This window comes from Pseudomonas sp. AC083 (assembly GCF_979253165.1).
Genome location: NZ_CEEDDH010000016.1, coordinates 14,057 through 32,222 on the forward strand (window position 1 = coordinate 14,057; position 18,166 = coordinate 32,222).

Below are 18,166 nucleotides of genomic sequence, written 5' to 3' on the forward strand. Positions count from 1 at the left end.
AAATCGTCGGCTCGCAGATCGCCTTCGCGAGCAGGCTCGCTCCCACAATTGGATTGGGGACGACCTCAAGAAACAGGTCGGCTGTCAGAGCAGGCTCGCTCCCACAGAAAAGCAAAGCAGCGCAGTTGCCCGCGGCAAAGCCGCCCCACTCAACAATGAGCGCAAGCTCGAGTGCTTTTGATCTTGCTGTTGATCCACCGGCGACGTCGGAAGGCTGAGTGGAGGGATTGATCCGGGGGGGGGAGCGTAGCGACCGTTCGACGAAGTCGAACACAGCGGAAGGAGGTGCAGCGAAGCAAACCGTAGCCGCTGCGCCCGGATCAGTCCCGGAGCGAAGGAACCCGAGCCTGCGAGGGCCGAACGCAGGAGCAAGCCTTTTCGGTTACCTTTTCGGCGTTTGGAAAAGGTGACTCGCCGTAAGGGCGAAACCGCCAGCCGCAGCACCCGCAGCAACGGATATTCACCCAAAACCCCAACAGCCTGGTCGGCCCAAAGGCCGCCAAGACCAAAACCGGCAGCCCATAAAAAAGCCCCCAAGGCCTACACCTCAGGGGCTTTCAGAAAAACACCTCAAATCTTAATGATGCTCCCGCGTCGCGCGGAATTTCACATCCGGCCAGCGCTCTTCCATCAACGCCAGATTCACCCGTGTCGGCGCCAGGTAAGTCAGGTGACCACCGCCATCGAGCGCGAGGTTCTCCACCGCCTTGTTGGAAAACTCCTCAAGCTTCTTCTTGTCGTCGCACTCGATCCAGCGCGCCGAATACACGGTGATCGGCTCATACGAGCACTCGACCTTGTATTCCTCTTTCAAGCGGCTGGCGACCACATCGAACTGCAGCACACCAACGGCGCCGAGAATGATGTCGTTGCTGCGCTCGGGGAAGAACACCTGCGTCGCGCCCTCTTCCGCCAACTGCTGCAGCCCCTGACGCAACTGCTTGGATTTCAGCGGATCACGCAGACGCACGCGACGGAACAGTTCCGGGGCGAAGTGCGGAATACCGGTGAAACCGAGGACTTCGCCTTCGCTGAAGGTGTCGCCGATCTGGATCGTGCCGTGGTTGTGCAGACCGATGATGTCGCCGGCGTAGGCCTCTTCCAGTTGCTCACGCTCGGAGGAGAAGAACGTCAGGGCGTCGCCGATGCGCACGTCCTTGCCGGTACGCACGTGGCGCATCTTCATGCCTTTTTCGTACTTGCCCGAGCAGATACGCATGAAGGCGATGCGGTCGCGGTGTTTCGGGTCCATGTTCGCCTGGATCTTGAAGATGAAACCCGAGAACTTCTCCTCCACCGGCTCGACAGTACGCTCGTTGGCCACACGGGCCAGCGGACGCGGCGCCCAATCGACGACAGCATCGAGCACGTGGTCGACACCGAAGTTGCCCAGCGCGGTACCGAAAAATACCGGGGTCAGTTGACCGTCGAGGAATTCCTGCTGGTTGAATTCGTGGCAGGCGCCCTGCACCAGCTCCAGCTGTTCGATGAAGCGCTCGTACTCATCGCCCAGGTGCGCGCGCGCCTCGTCGGAGTCGAGTTTCTCAATGATCTTGGTTTCGGTGCGCTCGTGACCGTGACCGGCGGTGTAGACAATGATGTAGTCGTCGGCCAGGTGATACACGCCCTTGAAATCGCGGTAGCAACCGATCGGCCAGGTGATCGGCGCAGCCTTGATCTTCAGAACGGCTTCGATCTCGTCGAGCAGTTCGATCGGGTCGCGGATGTCACGGTCGAGTTTGTTGATGAAGCTGACAATCGGTGTGTCACGCAGACGGCAGACGTCCATCAGCGCAATGGTCCGTGGCTCAACACCCTTACCGCCGTCGAGCACCATCAGGGCCGAGTCCACCGCTGTCAGGGTGCGGTAGGTGTCTTCGGAGAAGTCTTCGTGGCCCGGAGTGTCGAGCAGGTTGATCATGTGTTCGCGATAGGGGAACTGCATGACCGACGTGGTAATGGAAATACCCCGCTGTTTCTCCATCTCCATCCAGTCGGATGTCGCATGGCGATCGGATTTACGGGATTTCACCGTACCGGCCACTGCAATCGCCTTGCCCATCAACAGGAGCTTTTCGGTGATCGTGGTTTTACCGGCATCGGGGTGGGAAATAATGGCGAAAGTGCGGCGTTTCGCGACTTCGGCGGCCTGTTGGGTCATGGGAAATCGCCTGGCGGTGATTCAAAAAAGGGCCGCGATTATAGCCCAACTCGCTGCAATAACCGAACCGTTGAGCACATTAAGGGTGGCCAAATGCTGCCTCAGATGGGAACCTTTTAAAGCACGGAGACGTCCATCCCCTGTTACGAACTTTCGTCAGGGGCTGAAAAATCAGCAAGTTAGCCTGACGAGGCTGCGCTCATGGCTCGCTTTCAGACCGCTTTGCCGGCTCTGAAAAACGGCTACTTTTCGCGAACGACGCTCCCGGCAGCCAAGGCTTGGCATGCCACACGGGACTGCGCTCGCCGACTACAAAAAAGGAGTCCGCCTGTGGCTATCCGCTATGGCAAAGGGCTGATGGGAGGTGCGGTGGTGATCGCGCTCCTGGCCCTGCTGATCCACTGGATCGGCATCAACACGATCGAACACTACCGCGACGATTTGTTGTTTTACCTGCAAGCTCATCTGATTCTCGTCCTCGCCTCCATGCTGGCCGCCCTTGTCGTGGGCATCCCCGCCGGTATCTTCCTCAGCCGCCCGAGCATGGTCGGCCGCGCCGAACGCTTCATGCAGATCTTCAACATCGGCAACACCGTGCCACCGCTGGCCGTGCTCGCGATTGCGCTGGGCATCCTCGGCATCGGCAGTGGCCCGGCGATCTTCGCCCTGTTCCTCGCCTCGCTGTTGCCGATCGTGCGCAACACCTATGAAGGCCTGAAAAATGTGCAGGGCTCGCTGAAAGAAGCCGCTGTCGGCATCGGCATGACGCCGCGCCAAGTGCTATGGAAAGTCGAATTGCCCAACGCCGTGCCGATCATCGTCGGTGGCGTGCGGGTCGCACTGGCGATCAACGTCGGCACCGCGCCGCTGGCGTTCCTGATCGGCGCCAACAGCCTCGGCAGCCTGATCTTCCCCGGCATCGCCCTGAACAATCAGCCGCAACTGCTGCTCGGCGCCGCGTGCACCGCGCTGTTGGCGCTGTTGCTCGATGGCGTGGTCACCCTCGCCAGCCGTCTCTGGCTGGAACGCGGTTTGCGCCCGTCTTAAGGCTTTGCGAAGGAATATTTATGAAACGACTTAGCTTGATCTTAGGCTGCGTCCTGCTGTTCGCAGGAATCGCGCAAGCCGCTGAAAAACCGCTCATCCGCCTCGGCGCTCGGGTCTTCACAGAGCAGACCCTGCTCGCCGAAATCACCGCGCAATACCTGCGCAGCAAAGGCTACGACGCGCAGATCACCGGCGGTCTGGGCAGCAACCTCGCGCGCAGCGCCCACGAAAGCGGCCAATTGGACCTGCTCTGGGAATACACCGGCGTGTCGCTGGTGGCCTACAACCATGTCACCGAGAAACTCGACAGCGCGCAATCCTACGCCCGGGTCAAAGAACTCGACGCGAAAAAAGGCCTGGTCTGGCTGACGCCGTCGAAATTCAGCAACACCTACGCCCTCGCTTTGCCGAAAAAAGTCGCCGAGCAATACCCGCAGATCGGCAATATCAGCCAGCTCAACGAAGTACTGCGCGCCGAAGCCAAGACCAACCACCTGGTGGCGCTGGATACCGAGTTCGCCAACCGCTCCGACGGGCTCGATGGCATGGTCAAGCTCTACGACATGAACCTGACCCGCAAGAACATCCGCCAGATGGACGCCGGCCTGGTCTACACCGCGCTACGCAACGGTCAGGTGTTTGCCGGCCTGGTCTACACCACCGATGGCCGTCTCAATGCCTTCGGCCTGAAATTGCTGGAAGACGACAAGCATTACTTCCCCGACTACACCGCCGCTCCCGTGGTGCGTCAGGCCACGCTGGACGCCAACCCGAAACTGGCCGAACAACTCAAGCCGCTGGCCGAACTGTTCGACGACGAAACCATGCGCCAACTCAACGCGCGGGTCGACGTCGACCACGAAAGCCCATCGTCCGTTGCCGCCGATTTCCTGCGCCAGCACCCACTGAATTAAGAGAGGAGAAGTCATGGAATTTCTGAACGCCTTTTCCCATCTCGACTGGCAGCAGGTGATGCACCTGACCTGGCAGCACATCACTCTGGTCGGCATCGCCGTGACCCTGGCGATTGTCGTTGGCGTGCCACTGGGCATCCTGATGACCCGCTTTCCGACCCTTGCCGGGCCGTTGCAGGCCAGCGCCACGGTGCTGCTGACCGTGCCGTCGATTGCCCTGTTCGGTCTGCTGTTGCCGTTCTACTCCAAGTTCGGCCAGGGCCTCGGGCCACTGCCAGCGATCACTGCCGTGTTCCTTTATTCACTGCTGCCGATCATGCGCAACACCTACCTCGCCCTGACCGGCGTCGAGCCGGGCATCCGCGAAGCCGCGCGCGGCATCGGCATGACCTTCGGCCAGCGCCTGCGCATGGTTGAACTGCCGATCGCGGTGCCGGTAATCCTCGCTGGCGTGCGCACCGCCGTGGTGATGAACATCGGCGTGATGACCATCGCCGCGACCATCGGCGCCGGCGGCCTCGGTGTGTTGATCCTCGCCTCCATCAGCCGCAGTGACATGTCGATGCTTATCGTCGGCGCGCTGCTGGTCAGTCTTCTGGCGATTTTCGCCGACCTCGTTTTGCAGTGGCTGCAACGCTCGCTGACTCCAAAAGGATTACTCAAATGATCGAACTTCAAAACCTCAGCAAAACTTTCCAAAGCAACGGCAAAGATGTCAAAGCCGTGGACTCGGTAAGCCTGACCGTCAATGAAGGCGAGATCTGCGTGTTCCTCGGGCCATCGGGTTGCGGCAAAAGCACCACGCTGAAAATGATCAACCGCCTGATCAAACCGACCTCGGGCAAGATCCTCATCAACGGCGAAGACACCACCGATCTCGACGAAGTGACGCTGCGCCGCAACATCGGCTACGTGATTCAGCAGATCGGTCTGTTCCCGAACATGACCATCGAAGAGAACATCGTCGTGGTGCCGAAACTGCTCGGCTGGGACAAACAGAAATGCCACGACCGCGCCCGCGAACTGATGAGCATGATCAAGCTCGAGCCCAAGCAGTATCTGCATCGCTACCCGCGTGAATTGTCCGGCGGTCAGCAACAGCGTATCGGCGTGATTCGTGCGCTTGCGGCTGACGCCCCACTGCTGTTGATGGACGAGCCCTTCGGCGCGGTCGACCCGATCAACCGCGAGATGATCCAGAACGAGTTCTTCGAGATGCAGCGCGCGCTTAACAAGACCGTGATCATGGTCAGCCACGACATCGACGAAGCGATCAAGCTGGGCGACAAGATCGCCATTTTCCGCGCCGGCAAACTGCTGCAAATCGACCACCCGGACACCCTGCTGGCGCATCCGGCGGACGATTTCGTCAGCAACTTCGTCGGTCAGGACAGCACGCTCAAGCGCCTGCTGCTGGTGAAGGCCGAAGACGCGGCGGACAACGCGCCGTCGGTCAGCCCGGAAACGCCAGTGGCCGATGCGCTTGAATTGATGGACGAGCACGACCGCCGTTATGTCGTGGTTACTTGCGCAGAGAACAAGGCGCTGGGTTACGTGCGCCGTCGCGACCTGCATCGCCAGACCGGCACCTGCGCGCAATTCCTGCGTGAGTTCAACGCCACCGCAGCGTACGACGAGCACCTGCGCATCCTGTTGTCGCGCATGTACGAGTTCAACCGCGCCTGGCTGCCGGTGATGGATGCCGAACGGGTATTCCTCGGTGAAGTGACGCAGGAGTCGATTGCGGCATACCTCAGCTCGGGACGTTCGCGGGGGATGAAGACCAGTATCGTCTCGCCGGCTGAGACGGTGGTCGCATAATCCGTCTGCGTGGTTGAAACCCGATCCCTGTGGGAGCGAGCCTGCTCGCGAAAACGCAATATCAGTCGACGCTGATGGCGGCTGTGAAAATGCCTTCGCGAGCAAGCTCGCTCCCACAGGATTGCGTGATTTCGTTGATCTTCACAGGGTGACAAAGAATCTCAACAGCCTCTCCCGCAAGAGCGTCGTCAATTCAGCTTTTTCAAGGTCCAAATCCCCCCTCAACACCCTCTCTCGACGCCAACGTCGCCGATGTTGCCGCTATCACACTTACCCGCGATCTAGCTGACAAAAGCCCCGAACGTGCAGATATGTTTAACACTCGAAAATTCGCCGGGAACATCTGCCCGTCATCTCGGTCGGGTAGAAGGAGTGATGAACGCGACGCACGTCAGAAGCGTGCAAAAACGCGACATTTTTAGTTGATCTCGCGCCCCTCACGCCCTAAAGTTCGCGCCGAACGTCCATGCTGGAAACGATCCATCCGGCTCAAGTACTGACGACGAGACAGCAAGGCCAAGGGATAGCTGCACATCTCTGGGCCTTTTTGCTTTCGGCGACATGCCTTGGGAAGTAGGCGAACCAAAGTGGGGATACGGAGGGCGTTCATGCACCCATTGTTTTTACGAGTTTGCCCATAGGAGCACCCAGCATGTCGATCCAGGTCGAAGATTATTTCGCGCGCGCTACATTCGACAAAATGAAGGCGTTCGCCGACAAACAGGAAACCCCGTTCGTGGTGATCGACACCGCGATGATCGCCCAGGCCTACGATGACCTGCGCGCCGGTTTCGAATTCGCCAAGGTCTACTACGCGGTCAAGGCCAACCCGGCCGTCGAGATTATCGACCTGCTCAAAGACAAGGGCTCGAGCTTCGACATCGCCTCGATCTACGAGCTGGACAAGGTCATGGATCGCGGCGTCAGCCCGGACCGTATCAGCTACGGCAACACCATCAAGAAATCCAAGGACATCCGCTACTTCTATGAGAAGGGCGTGCGTCTGTTCTCCACCGACTCCGAAGCCGACCTGCGCAACATCGCCAAGGCTGCACCGGGTTCGAAAGTCTATGTGCGCATCCTCACTGAAGGTTCGACCACCGCTGACTGGCCACTGTCGCGCAAGTTCGGCTGCCAGACCGACATGGCCATGGACCTGCTGATCCTGGCTCGCGACCTGGGTCTGGTGCCGTACGGCATCTCGTTCCACGTCGGCTCGCAACAACGCGACATCAGCGTCTGGGACGCGGCGATCGCCAAGGTCAAAGTGATCTTCGAACGTCTGAAAGAAGAAGACGGCATCCACCTCAAGCTGATCAACATGGGCGGCGGCTTCCCGGCCAACTACATCACCCGCACCAACAGCCTGGAAACCTACGCCGAAGAGATCATTCGCTTCCTCAAGGAAGATTTTGGTGATGACCTGCCGGAAATCATCCTCGAGCCGGGCCGTTCGCTGATCGCCAACGCCGGTATTCTGGTCAGCGAAGTGGTACTGGTTGCGCGCAAGTCGCGCACTGCTGTCGAGCGCTGGGTGTATACCGATGTGGGCAAGTTCTCCGGCCTGATCGAAACCATGGACGAAGCGATCAAGTTCCCGATCTGGACCGAGAAGAAAGGCGAGATGGAAGAAGTCGTGATCGCCGGCCCGACCTGCGACAGCGCCGACATCATGTACGAGAACTACAAGTACGGGTTGCCGCTGAACCTGGCGATTGGTGATCGTCTGTACTGGTTGTCGACCGGTGCGTACACCACCAGCTACAGCGCGGTCGAGTTCAATGGCTTCCCGCCGCTGAAGTCGTTTTACGTTTAAGGAGCAGCTGCAAGAGAAAAGCCCATGACGTGTCATGGGCTTTTTTGTGTCCGCAAATCCCATGTAGGAGCTGCCGCAGGCTGCGATCTTTTGATCTGGCTTTTAAAAAAATCAAAGGCAAAAGATCGCAGCCTGCGGCAGCTCCTACAGGGATTGCGCGTAGCGTTGGGAATATTGATTGGCCATGGCCTGGATTCTGGGATCCGTAGCGCTCGCCAGCGTCTGACTCGCCACCCGCAGGAAATTCAGATTCCCCCCGGCCAAGGCTTTCTCCAGCCAATCGACCGCTTCATCAACCCGCCCCTCCGCCGCCAACACCGCCGCATAACTGAACTGCCCACGAAAATCCCCTGCCTCGGCAGAACGCCGATACCACTCGCGCGCCGCCAGCGGATCCGCCGGACACACTTGCCCTTCCTCCAGATAACGCCCCAGCAGATTCATCGATTTCGCATGGCCCAACTCAGCCGCGCGCCGGTACAACGCCAGCGCCTGCTGATGATCAACCGTCACCCCGCGCCCGGTCGCCAGCAAGTTGGCCAGGTTGTACATCGCCCAATCAAGCCCCGCCTCGGCGGCGGCTCGATAATGCTGCGCCGCCACCGAGGCATCCGCCGCACATCCCCAACCATGCTCATGGCAACGCCCCAGCATGTTGCGCGCCATCAGATGCCCGCGATTGGCGGCAATAGCGAACCAGCGCAGCGCCAATGGCTGATCCTGGGCGATGCCTTGGCCATCCAGCAGGATCTGCCCAAGCAACGCCTGCGCTTCAACCTCGCCCTCGCCCGCCGCCAGCAAAATCGCCTGCGCAGCGCGGGCCGGGCTTTCTTCAAGCATTGCCGCCAACCCGGCCGCATCGAGGACTTCCTCGCGGCGTAGCTGGAAACTCATACCTCGACCCAACGCCGCAGCAAGTTGTGATAAGTGCCGGTGAGGCGGATCAGCGAAGGGTGATCGGGGACGTCCTGAGTCAGTTGCTGAATCGCCCCGTCCATCTCGAACAGCAACGCGCGCTGGCTGTCTTCGCGCACCAGGCTCTGCGTCCAGAAAAATGACGCATAACGCGCACCACGTGTGACCGCATTGACCTTGTGCAAACTGGTGCCCGGATACAACACCATGTCGCCGGCCGGCAGCTTCACGCGCTGGGTGCCGTAGGTGTCCTGAATCTCCAGTTCGCCGCCGTCATAATCTTCAGGCTCGCTGAAAAACAGCGTCGCCGACAAATCGGTGCGCACTCGCTCGATGCTGCCCTTCGGCTGGCGCACGGCGTTGTCGATGTGAAAATCGAAACTGCCGCCGGCCGTGTAGCAGTTCACTAGCGGCGGGAAGACTTTGTGCGGCAGTGCGGCAGACATGAACAGCGGATTTTTCCACAGCCGCTCAAGCATCGCCGCGCCGATTTCCTTCGCCAGCGGGTGGCCTTCGGGCAGTTGCAGATTGTGCTTGGCCTTGGCCGACTGGAAGCCGGCGGTGATCTTGCCGTCGGCCCAATCCGCTTGCTCCAGAGCCTGGCGGATGCGCTGCACTTCGTCTTTTGCGAACAGCCCGGGAATGTGCAGCAGCATGGCGATGTCACCTGATGGCAAGAAGGCGGCAATGGTATTGATTCTTATTGACCGTGTAAAACCCGCAAGACGGATGAACAGGCAGAAACCGTAAGGGCAAATTGTAAAGAATGTAAATTCAATGCGAATAACAATGTTTCGCAATTGATACGAATACCTGTTTACCCTATATTCCGCCGCCTCAAATCCTTGGGGAGGGGAATAAAAATGGCACGTCAACACGCACAATTACCGGTCAGTTCACCACGTCTGCTCGCCTCGGCAATCGGTGTCGCAATCACCGCCGGCTCCGCTGGGCAGATGGTCTTCGCGGCGGAAAAAACCGAGAGCAAAACTTCCGGCAACGCCATTGCCCTGGATGCCACCGCCATCACCGGCGAAGCCCAGGACTCGACCTCCTATCAGGTCGAAAAAGCCTCCTCGCCCAAGTACACCGCGCCACTGGTCGACACGCCGCGCTCGGTCACCGTCATCCCGCAACAAGTGCTCAAGGACACCGGCGCGCTGAATATGCAGGACGCCTTGCGTACCGTGCCGGGCATTACCTTCGGTGCCGGTGAAGGCGGCAACCCGCAGGGCGACCGTCCATTCATTCGCGGCTTCGATGCTCAGGGTGACACTTACCTGGACGGCGTGCGCGACACCGGTTCGCAGAGCCGCGAAATCTTCGCTGTTGAAAACATCGAAGTCAGCAAAGGCCCGAACTCGGCGATTGGCGGTCGTGGCGCCGCCGGCGGCAGCATCAACCTGGTGAGCAAGAAAGCCCATCTGGGCAACTCGTTCGACGGCGGCTTCACCTACGGCTCCGACCAGACCCAACGCTACACCCTCGACGGCAACTACCAGTTCAGCGACAGCGCCGCCGGCCGTCTCAACCTGATGAGCCACGAGAGCAACGTCGCCGGTCGCGACAAGGTCGATTACGACCGCTGGGGCATCGCGCCGTCGCTGGCCTTCGGCCTGGGCACCGATACCCGCGTCAACCTCGACTACTACCATCTGGAAAGCAACGACACCCCGGACTCGGGCATCCCGTACACCATTCCCACCGGTGGTTCGGCCGCACGCACCAAGTCCAACCCGGACAAGCCGTACGCCGGTGGCGATCACGACAATTTCTACGGTCTGGATCGTGACTTCCGCAAGGGCCGCACCGACACCGCGACCTTCGCCATCGAGCACGACCTGAACGATGCGCTGACCATCAAGAACACCCTGCGCCACGGCAGCAGCATGCAGGATTACATCCTCACCCAGCCGGACGACAGCAAGGGCAACGTCAACAACGGCAGCGTCTGGCGTCGGGCCAACACGCGGGTGAGCAACACCGAAACCACCACCAACCAGACCGACCTGTTCGGCACCTTCTACGTGGCCGGTTTCAAGAACAGCTTCTCCACCGGTGTCGAATACACCCGTGAGCAGAGCGAGAAATCCTCCTACAACGTCAACACCGACACCACCCCGCGCACCAGCGCCGTCACCACCAACTGCAACCCGGGCCTGATCGGCGCCGCCAGCGGTTACAACTGCACCTCGCTGTCGAACCCGAATCCGAACGATCCGTGGAACGGCGCGATCTCGCGCAACTACGCCGGCACCGACACCCAGGCCGACACCTACGCGCTGTACGTGTTCGACACGCTGGAGTTGTCCGAGCAGTGGCTGGTGAACATGGGCCTGCGCTACGACCACTTCGACACCGACTACAAGACCTACAACGCCGCAGGCACCACCACCTCCAAGGGTGATGACACCAGCGAATTCGTCACCGGCCAGTTCGGCGTGGTCTACAAGCCGGCGGAAAACGGCAGCATCTACGCCTCGTATGCAACCTCGGCGACACCGCCGGGCAACACCTTGGGCGAAGGTCAGGAAGGCAACCCGCTGGGCGGCACCCCGGATCGCAGCGGCAACCTGCTGAGCAGCGACATGGAGCCGGAAACCACCAAGAACTACGAGATCGGCACCAAGTGGGATCTGCTCAACGATCGCCTGTCGCTGACCGCCGACATCTTCCGCACCGAGAAGGAAAACGCTCGCGTGCAGGTCGACACCAGCTCCTACGAGAACGCCGGCAAGACCCGCGTACAAGGCTTCGAACTGTCGGCCAGCGGCAAGATCACCGACAAATGGCAAGTCTTCGCCGGTTACGCCTTCATGGACAGCGAACAGGTTGATGGCGGCCCGCTGGGTCGCGCCAACGACGGCAACGATCTGCCGAACACACCGAAAAACAGCGCCAGCCTGTGGACCACGTATCAGGTCACGCCAAAGCTGACGATCGGTGGTGGCGCGTTCTACGTCGACGACGTCTACGGCAGTGTTGCCAACACGACGATGGTCGATTCGTACGTGCGTTACGACGCGATGGCGGCCTACAAGCTGACCAAGAACGTCGACCTGCAACTCAACGTGCAGAACCTGACCGACGAAACCTATTACGACAAAGCCTTCTCGACCCACTTCGCCAATCAGGCGGCGGGACGCACGGCGCTGTTGAGCACCAATTTCCACTTCTGACCCTGTAGGAGCTGCGGCACGCTGCGATCTTTTGATCTTGCTTTTGATTCTGCAAAAAAATCAAAAGATCGCAGCCTTCGGCAGCTCCTACAAAGAACAATCGGCCCCGTTCATTCAGTTGAACGGGGCTTTTGTGTGTTACGCAAAACGCTTCTTGATAACCCACGGCATAATGCGCGCCGTGATGACAATTTCCGAACGGACGGCGAGTGACGTGTTGAAGAAAACCCTGTTCCAGTTGCACTGGTTTTTTGGCATCACCGCAGGGCTGGTGCTGGCGCTGATGGGCATCACCGGCGCGGCCTATTCGTTTCAGGACGAGATCCTGCGCGCGCTCAATCCGTCCGTTCTGCAAGTGGAAAAGCAGGTCGCTGGAGTGCTGCCGCCAGTGGAACTGGTGGAACGCATTGAAGCTGCGTCCGGCAAGAAAGTCGCGATGCTCTGGGTCGAGACCGACAGCGGTCACGCCGCACGGGTATTCTTCACTCCGCCCAAGGGCGAACGGCGTGGCGCGATGCGCTACTTCGATCCGTACACTGCCGAATTCAAGGGCGATGCCACCGGCCAGGACTTCTTCGGCCTGATGCTGCAACTGCACCGCTTCCTCGCCATGGGCGACACCGGGCGCAACATCACCGGCGCCTGCACCTTGATGCTGTTGTTCTTCTGCCTTTCTGGTCTGTATTTGCGTTGGCCGCGTCAGTGGAACAGCTGGCGCGTGTGGTTGACCCTGGACTGGAAAAAGAAGGGCCGCGCGTTCAATTGGGATCTGCACTCGGTGGCCGGCACCTGGTGCCTTTTGGTTTATCTGCTGCTGGCGTTGACCGGTTTGTCATGGTCGTACGAGTGGTACAACAAAGGCCTGACCCGACTGCTTTCCGACGCGCCGCAAAACGAACGCGTACGCGGCGGTCGCGGCCCGGCGCCGGAAGGCCCGGCACCGACCGCCGACTACGCGGCGATGTGGAGCAGCATCTACAGCGCTGCCGGCCCGGGTCTGGCCGCGTACAACATTCGCATGCCGGCGGTGGCCGGCCAGCCGGCGACGGTGTTCTACCTGCTCGACAGCTCGCCCCATGACCGCGCGCTGAACCAGATCACCCTCGATCCGGCCACCGGAGTGGTCAAACGCGTCGACCGCTATGCCGACAAAAGCTTCAAGGCCCAACTGCTGACCAGCATTTATGCCCTGCACGTCGGCAGTTATTTCGGTCTTGTCGGGCGCATCATCGTGACGATTGCGGCGGTGTGCATGCCGCTGTTTTTCATCACTGGCTGGCTGCTGTATCTGGACCGTCGGCGCAAGAAAAAGCAGATCAAGGATGCCCGCCAAGGTCTCGCACAACCGTCCGCCGATGCTTCGGCATGGCTGATCGGTTTCGCCAGCCAGAGCGGTTTCGCCGAACAACTGGCGTGGCAGACCGCCGGACAATTACAGGCCGCCGGGCTGCCGGTCAACGTGCAGCCGCTGGCCAATCTGAGCGAACAGGATCTGCGTGAGTCGAACAACGCATTGTTCGTGGTCAGCACCTTCGGCGACGGCGAAGCGCCGGACAGCGCCCGTGGTTTCGAACGCAAAGTGCTGGCCAAGGCCTCGACACTCGACAGCCTCAACTACGCCGTGCTCGGCCTCGGCGATCGGCAGTACGCGCACTTCTGCGGCTTCGCCAAGCGCTTGCATCAATGGCTCGGCGAGCACGGCGGCAAGACGCTGTTCGCCCCGGTGGAAGTCGATAGCGCCGATCCCTACGCGCTGCGGCACTGGCAAACCCAACTCGGCCAGCTAACCGGACAGGCGCCGAGCGAAACCTGGCAAGCACCGAGCTACGACAACTGGACGCTGGTCCGTCGCGAACTGATGAACCCCGACAGCAGCGGCGCGCCGGTCTTTCTGCTCGGCCTCAAAGCCCCGGACACCCGCAGTTGGCTGGCCGGTGACCTGGTCGAAGTGCTGCCACGCAACTGCCCGTGGGCCATCGAACATTTCCTCGACGGCCTCGGCATTCGTGGCGAAACTCAGGTGAAGGTCAACGGCATCGACGAGCCGCTGGAAGTCGCCCTCGCCTCACGCCAACTGCCCGAACACCGCGCACATCTGGTCGGTTTGCATGCGCAGTCGCTGGTCGACGCGATGGTGCCGCTGGCGATGCGCGAATACTCGATCGCCTCGATTGCCGCTGACGGCGTGCTGGAACTGATCGTGCGCCAGGAACAGCACAACGACGGCAGCCTCGGCATCGGCTCCGGCTGGCTCACCGAGCATGCGCCGGTTGGCGGCAGCATCAGCCTGCGCGTGCGGCGCAACAGCGGTTTCCATCTGCCGAACGAGCCGGTGCCGATGATCCTGCTGGGCAACGGCACTGGTCTGGCCGGCCTGCGCAGCTTGCTCAAGGCACGCATTGCCGACGGCCAGCAACGGCAGTGGCTGCTGTTCGGCGAGCGTAACCGCGAGCACGATTTCCTCTGCCGCGCCGAGCTGGAGGAATGGCTGGTCAATGGTGATCTGGCGCGGCTGGATCTGGCGTTTTCACGGGATCAGGCTGAGAAGATTTATGTGCAGGATCGCTTGCGTGAGTCGGCGGATGAATTGAAGAAATGGTTGGCAGATGGTGCCGTCATCTATATCTGCGGCAGCCTTCAAGGTATGGCCTCAGGCGTGGACCAGGCCCTCAACGATATCCTCGGCAGCGCCGAAGTCGAACGCCTGATCGAACAGGGCCGCTATCGCCGGGATGTTTACTGACCCAACACCATCCCCTTGTGGTGCGAGCCTGCTCGCGAAGGCGATTTAACAGTCAACATTGGTGTTGGCTGTAAGTCCGCTTTCGCGAGCAGGCTCGCTCCCACAGGGGACGCGTTGCTCAGACCGGTTGGAGTTTCTGTTCGAAAACAGCGATGCCATCCAGATCCCGCAACACCACGCTCATCTCGCCGCTCTGCCCTTCGATATTCACCTCACCAAAAAACTGAAACCCGGCAAACGGCGAGGTGTTCTGTGCGGGCGGTGCTTTCTCGAACACCACCTCTGGGCCAAACGTCTTGTCCAGTGGATTCGGCCCGAAACTGCCGGCGTTCAACGGCCCGGCAACAAATTCCCAGAACGGTTCGAAATCCTGAAACGCGGCACGGTCCGGGTGGTAGTGATGCGCGGCGCAGTAATGCACGTCCGCCGTCAGAAACACGAAATTACGCACCTGCTGCGCACGTAAAAATCCGAGCAATTCGGCAATTTCCAGTTCACGCCCCTGCGCCGGGCCGGGGTCGCCGTTGGCCACGGCTTCCCAACGCGCAACGCCCGGGCTGACCTCGCCGTCCGGAACGCCCAGGCCGATGGGCATGTCGGCGGCGATGACTTTCCACTGCGCCGTCGACGCCTGCAATTCACGCTTGAGCCAGTCCAGCTGTTCACGCCCGAGAAACGGTTTTGCCACGCCGAGGTTGTCGTCGTTGGCTTCTCGATAGCTGCGCATATCCAGCACGAACACGTCGAGCATCGGCCCGTAGCTGAGCTTGCGATAAATGCGCCCGCCGCCGTCCGCCGCTTGTAAACGCATCGGCGCATATTCCAGCCACGACTGCCGCGCGCGGCCGACCAGCTTGTGGATATCTTTCTCCTGATAGCGCTCATCCAGCTGCTTGCCCGGTGACCAGTTGTTGACCACTTCGTGATCGTCCCACTGCCAGATCTGCGGCACTTCGGCGTTGAAGCGGCGGATGTTTTCGTCCATCAGGTTGTAGCGATAGTTGCCGCGATAATCGTCGAGGGTCTGCGCGACTTTGCTCTTGGCTTCGGTGGTGATATTGCGCCAGATGCGCCCGCTTTCGGTGGTCAGTTGCGCGGGCACCGGGCCGTCGGCGTAGATGGTGTCGCCGCTGTGTATAAAGAAGTCCGGCAGGCGCAGGCGCATGGCTTCGTAGATGCGCATGCCGCCGATGTCCGGGTTGATCCCGAAACCCTGGCCGACGGTGTCACCGCTCCAGACAAACCGAATGTCGCGTTTTGTCGTTGGCACGCTGCGCAGATGGCCGAACCACGGTTCGCTGGCGACGCCGCTCTGGGCGTCTTCGAAGTGCACGCGATAGAAAATTGCCTGGTTGGCCGGCAGGCCGGTGAGTTCGACGCGGGCGGTGAAATCGCTGCGCGCATCGGCCAGTGGCGAGACGAATTTGCGCGGGTTGCCGAACAGGCTGCCGGTGTCCCACTCGACCACCATGCGCGCCGGCCGATCGCTGCGGCTCCAGATCATCGCGCGGTCGCCGAGCAGGTCGCCGGACTGCACGCCGTCGGTGAGTTGCGGACGATCCTTGACCGAGGCAATCACCGCCGGCGCCAGCCCCGGCAGCAACAGCCCGGCGCCGACCGCTTGCATGACGCGACGCCGACCGAGATTGAAATCGCTCATGGTGTTCTCCCTGCAAAAGGGAAAACTTAAGCACGGGTGTATGAACCCGCTATGACAATGCAGACTCCTGTGGGAGCGAGCCTGCTCGCGAAGGCGTCCCGCCAGTTACCACATCTTCAGCTGACACTCCGCTTTCGCGAGCAGGCTCGCTCCCACAGGGATTTGGTGCTGTCGGTCAGGCCTTGGCGGGCTCCAGCGGTAGTTCGACAGCCTCAGGCCGTTTGAGCAGCGCATATACCACCGCCGTTACCAGGCTCCCCGCGACGATCGCCAGCAGATACAGCAGCGCATGGTTGATCGCATTGGGGATCGCCAGCACAAACAAGCCACCGTGCGGCGCCATCAGTTTGCAGCCGAAGTACATCGACAAGGCGCCGGTCAGCGCGCCGCCAGCGATGCTCGCCGGGATCACCCGCAGCGGATCTTTCGCGGCAAACGGAATCGCCCCTTCCGAGATAAAGCACAGGCCCAGCACGAACGCCGCTTTGCCGGCCTCGCGCTCGGTCTGGGCGAACTTGCGCCGGGCAATGAAGGTGGCGATGCCCAGGCCAATCGGCGGCACCATGCCGGCGGCCATGGTCGCGGCCATCGGTGCGTAACTCTGCGAGGCCAGCAGCCCCACCGAAAACGCATAGGCAGCCTTGTTGATCGGCCCGCCGAGGTCGACGCACATCATGCCGCCGAGCAACACGCCGAGCAGAATCGCGTTGGTGGTGCCCATGCTGTCGAGGAACTGGGTGAGCGCGGCGAGCATGCCGGCGACCGGTTTGCCGACCACGTAAATCATCACCAGGCCGGTGGCCAGACTGGCCAGTAACGGGATGATCAAGATCGGCTTCAGCGCTTCCAGGCTCTGCGGCAATTTCACATAGCGGGCGATGGCTTTGGCGGCATAACCGGCGATGAAACCGGCAATGATGCCGCCGATGAATCCGGCGCCCAGAGTGCCCGCCAGCAAGCCGCCGATCATCCCCGGCGCAAGGCCCGGGCGGTCGGCAATCGAGTAAGCGATGTACCCGGCCAGCAGCGGCACCATCAGCTTGAACGCGGTTTCGCCGCCGATCTGCATCAGTGCCGCCGCCAGCGTGCCTTCTTCCTTGTACGCGGTGATGCCGAACACGAAGGACAACGCGATCAGCAAACCACCCGCCACCACCATCGGCAGCATGTACGACACCCCCGTGAGCAGGTGTTTGTAGACGCCGGTTTTTTCCGACTTGGCCGCAGCCTTGCCGTCGCTTGCCGCACTTTCCACTGCGCCTTCGGCCAGGGCTTTTTTCAGGGTCGCTTCGGATTGCTTCAGGGCAACGCCAGTGCCGCAGCGATAGATTTTCTTGCCGGCGAAACGCTCGGTGGCGACGTCGATATCCGCCGCCAGCAGCACCACGTCTGCGTCGGCGATGGCCGTTGCGCTGAGCGGGGTTTTCGCGCCCACCGAGCCTTGGGTTTCGACCTGCAATTCATAACCCAGGCGCTTGGCAGTCTGCTGCAACGCTTCGGCGGCCATGAAGGTGTGGGCGACGCCGGTCGGGCAGGCCGTGATGGCGACGATGCGTGGCGCACGTGGCGCATCAATAGCCGGTTCGACTTCGCTCGCCACATAGACTTCGGCTTCTTCAGCACCGCGACGCAGCACCGCTTCGACATCCTGCAAGGCCTGCGCCGGAGCGATCTGGAACACGCGCTTGCCGACAAAGCGACTCATGTCCACCGCGCCAGTGGTGACCAGCAACACCCACTCGGCGGCTTCGATGGTCGCCGCCGACAATTCGCGTTCCGGGTGCGCCGGATCGACCACTTCAACGCTGGTGCTCCAGCCCTGACGCTGCGCCGCTGCATCGAGCAGACGCGCGCACAGCACACTGGTGACCATGCCGTTCGGGCAAGCCGTAACAATGGCTAACTTCATG

Annotated in this window: 12 protein-coding genes; 7 read left to right on the plus strand and 5 right to left on the minus strand. The window is 61.0% G+C overall.

The window, feature by feature from the left end; translation table 11 throughout:
- Positions 1 to 577 precede the first annotated feature (577 nt).
- Positions 578 to 2,161: a peptide chain release factor 3 gene (locus AC0IXA_RS20805; protein WP_016771727.1), complete on the minus strand. Its 1,584-nt coding sequence runs from the start codon at positions 2,159 to 2,161 to the stop codon at positions 578 to 580.
- A 357-nt stretch (positions 2,162 to 2,518) separates the two neighbouring features.
- Here AC0IXA_RS20805 and AC0IXA_RS20810 point away from each other — a divergent pair, with 357 nt between their 5' ends.
- The 5 genes from AC0IXA_RS20810 to AC0IXA_RS20830 all read left to right on the plus strand — a co-directional run bounded on the left by AC0IXA_RS20810 (position 2,519) and on the right by AC0IXA_RS20830 (position 7,759).
- Positions 2,519 to 3,208 (plus strand): ABC transporter permease, encoded by a 690-nt coding sequence (locus tag AC0IXA_RS20810; RefSeq protein WP_471814465.1) that lies wholly within the window; start codon positions 2,519 to 2,521, stop codon positions 3,206 to 3,208.
- Between the two features lie 20 nt (positions 3,209 to 3,228).
- Positions 3,229 to 4,122, plus strand: a complete 894-nt coding sequence (locus AC0IXA_RS20815; protein ID WP_341639074.1) for a glycine betaine ABC transporter substrate-binding protein — start codon at positions 3,229 to 3,231, stop codon at positions 4,120 to 4,122.
- A 13-nt stretch (positions 4,123 to 4,135) separates the two neighbouring features.
- Entirely contained in the window at positions 4,136 to 4,789 is a 654-nt protein-coding gene (locus tag AC0IXA_RS20820) for an ABC transporter permease (protein ID WP_341639073.1), read from the plus strand.
- Entirely contained in the window at positions 4,786 to 5,943 is a 1,158-nt protein-coding gene (locus AC0IXA_RS20825) for an osmoprotectant ABC transporter ATP-binding protein OsmV (protein WP_016771732.1), read from the plus strand. Before AC0IXA_RS20820 ends, AC0IXA_RS20825 begins: the two co-directional genes overlap by 4 nt.
- Before the next feature lie 652 nt (positions 5,944 to 6,595).
- Positions 6,596 to 7,759 (plus strand): type III PLP-dependent enzyme, encoded by a 1,164-nt coding sequence (locus tag AC0IXA_RS20830; RefSeq protein WP_016771733.1) that lies wholly within the window; start codon positions 6,596 to 6,598, stop codon positions 7,757 to 7,759.
- A gap of 144 nt (positions 7,760 to 7,903) precedes the next feature.
- Here AC0IXA_RS20830 and AC0IXA_RS20835 read toward each other — a convergent pair whose 3' ends face one another.
- Both AC0IXA_RS20835 and AC0IXA_RS20840 read right to left on the minus strand, forming a co-directional pair.
- On the minus strand, positions 7,904 to 8,653 hold the full coding sequence (locus AC0IXA_RS20835; RefSeq protein ID WP_471814421.1) for a tetratricopeptide repeat protein: 750 nt from the start codon (positions 8,651 to 8,653) through the stop codon (positions 7,904 to 7,906).
- A complete protein-coding gene (locus AC0IXA_RS20840) occupies positions 8,650 to 9,330 on the minus strand; it encodes a Fe2+-dependent dioxygenase (RefSeq protein WP_024011586.1) in 681 nt (226 codons plus the stop codon). Before AC0IXA_RS20840 ends, AC0IXA_RS20835 begins: the two co-directional genes overlap by 4 nt.
- A gap of 207 nt (positions 9,331 to 9,537) precedes the next feature.
- Here AC0IXA_RS20840 and AC0IXA_RS20845 point away from each other — a divergent pair, with 207 nt between their 5' ends.
- The gene (locus AC0IXA_RS20845) at positions 9,538 to 11,853 is read left to right on the plus strand and encodes a TonB-dependent receptor (protein ID WP_122508207.1); all 2,316 of its coding nucleotides are present in this window, start codon (positions 9,538 to 9,540) and stop codon (positions 11,851 to 11,853) included.
- 214 nt (positions 11,854 to 12,067) lie between these two features.
- On the plus strand, positions 12,068 to 14,596 hold the full coding sequence (locus tag AC0IXA_RS20850; protein WP_471814466.1) for a PepSY domain-containing protein: 2,529 nt from the start codon (positions 12,068 to 12,070) through the stop codon (positions 14,594 to 14,596).
- 118 nt (positions 14,597 to 14,714) lie between these two features.
- Here AC0IXA_RS20850 and AC0IXA_RS20855 read toward each other — a convergent pair whose 3' ends face one another.
- Both AC0IXA_RS20855 and AC0IXA_RS20860 read right to left on the minus strand, forming a co-directional pair.
- A complete protein-coding gene (locus AC0IXA_RS20855) occupies positions 14,715 to 16,256 on the minus strand; it encodes an alkaline phosphatase D family protein (protein WP_471814422.1) in 1,542 nt (513 codons plus the stop codon).
- 175 nt (positions 16,257 to 16,431) lie between these two features.
- Positions 16,432 to 18,165: a PTS fructose-like transporter subunit IIB gene (locus AC0IXA_RS20860; RefSeq protein ID WP_471814423.1), complete on the minus strand. Its 1,734-nt coding sequence runs from the start codon at positions 18,163 to 18,165 to the stop codon at positions 16,432 to 16,434.
- Position 18,166: the final 1 nt, after the last annotated feature.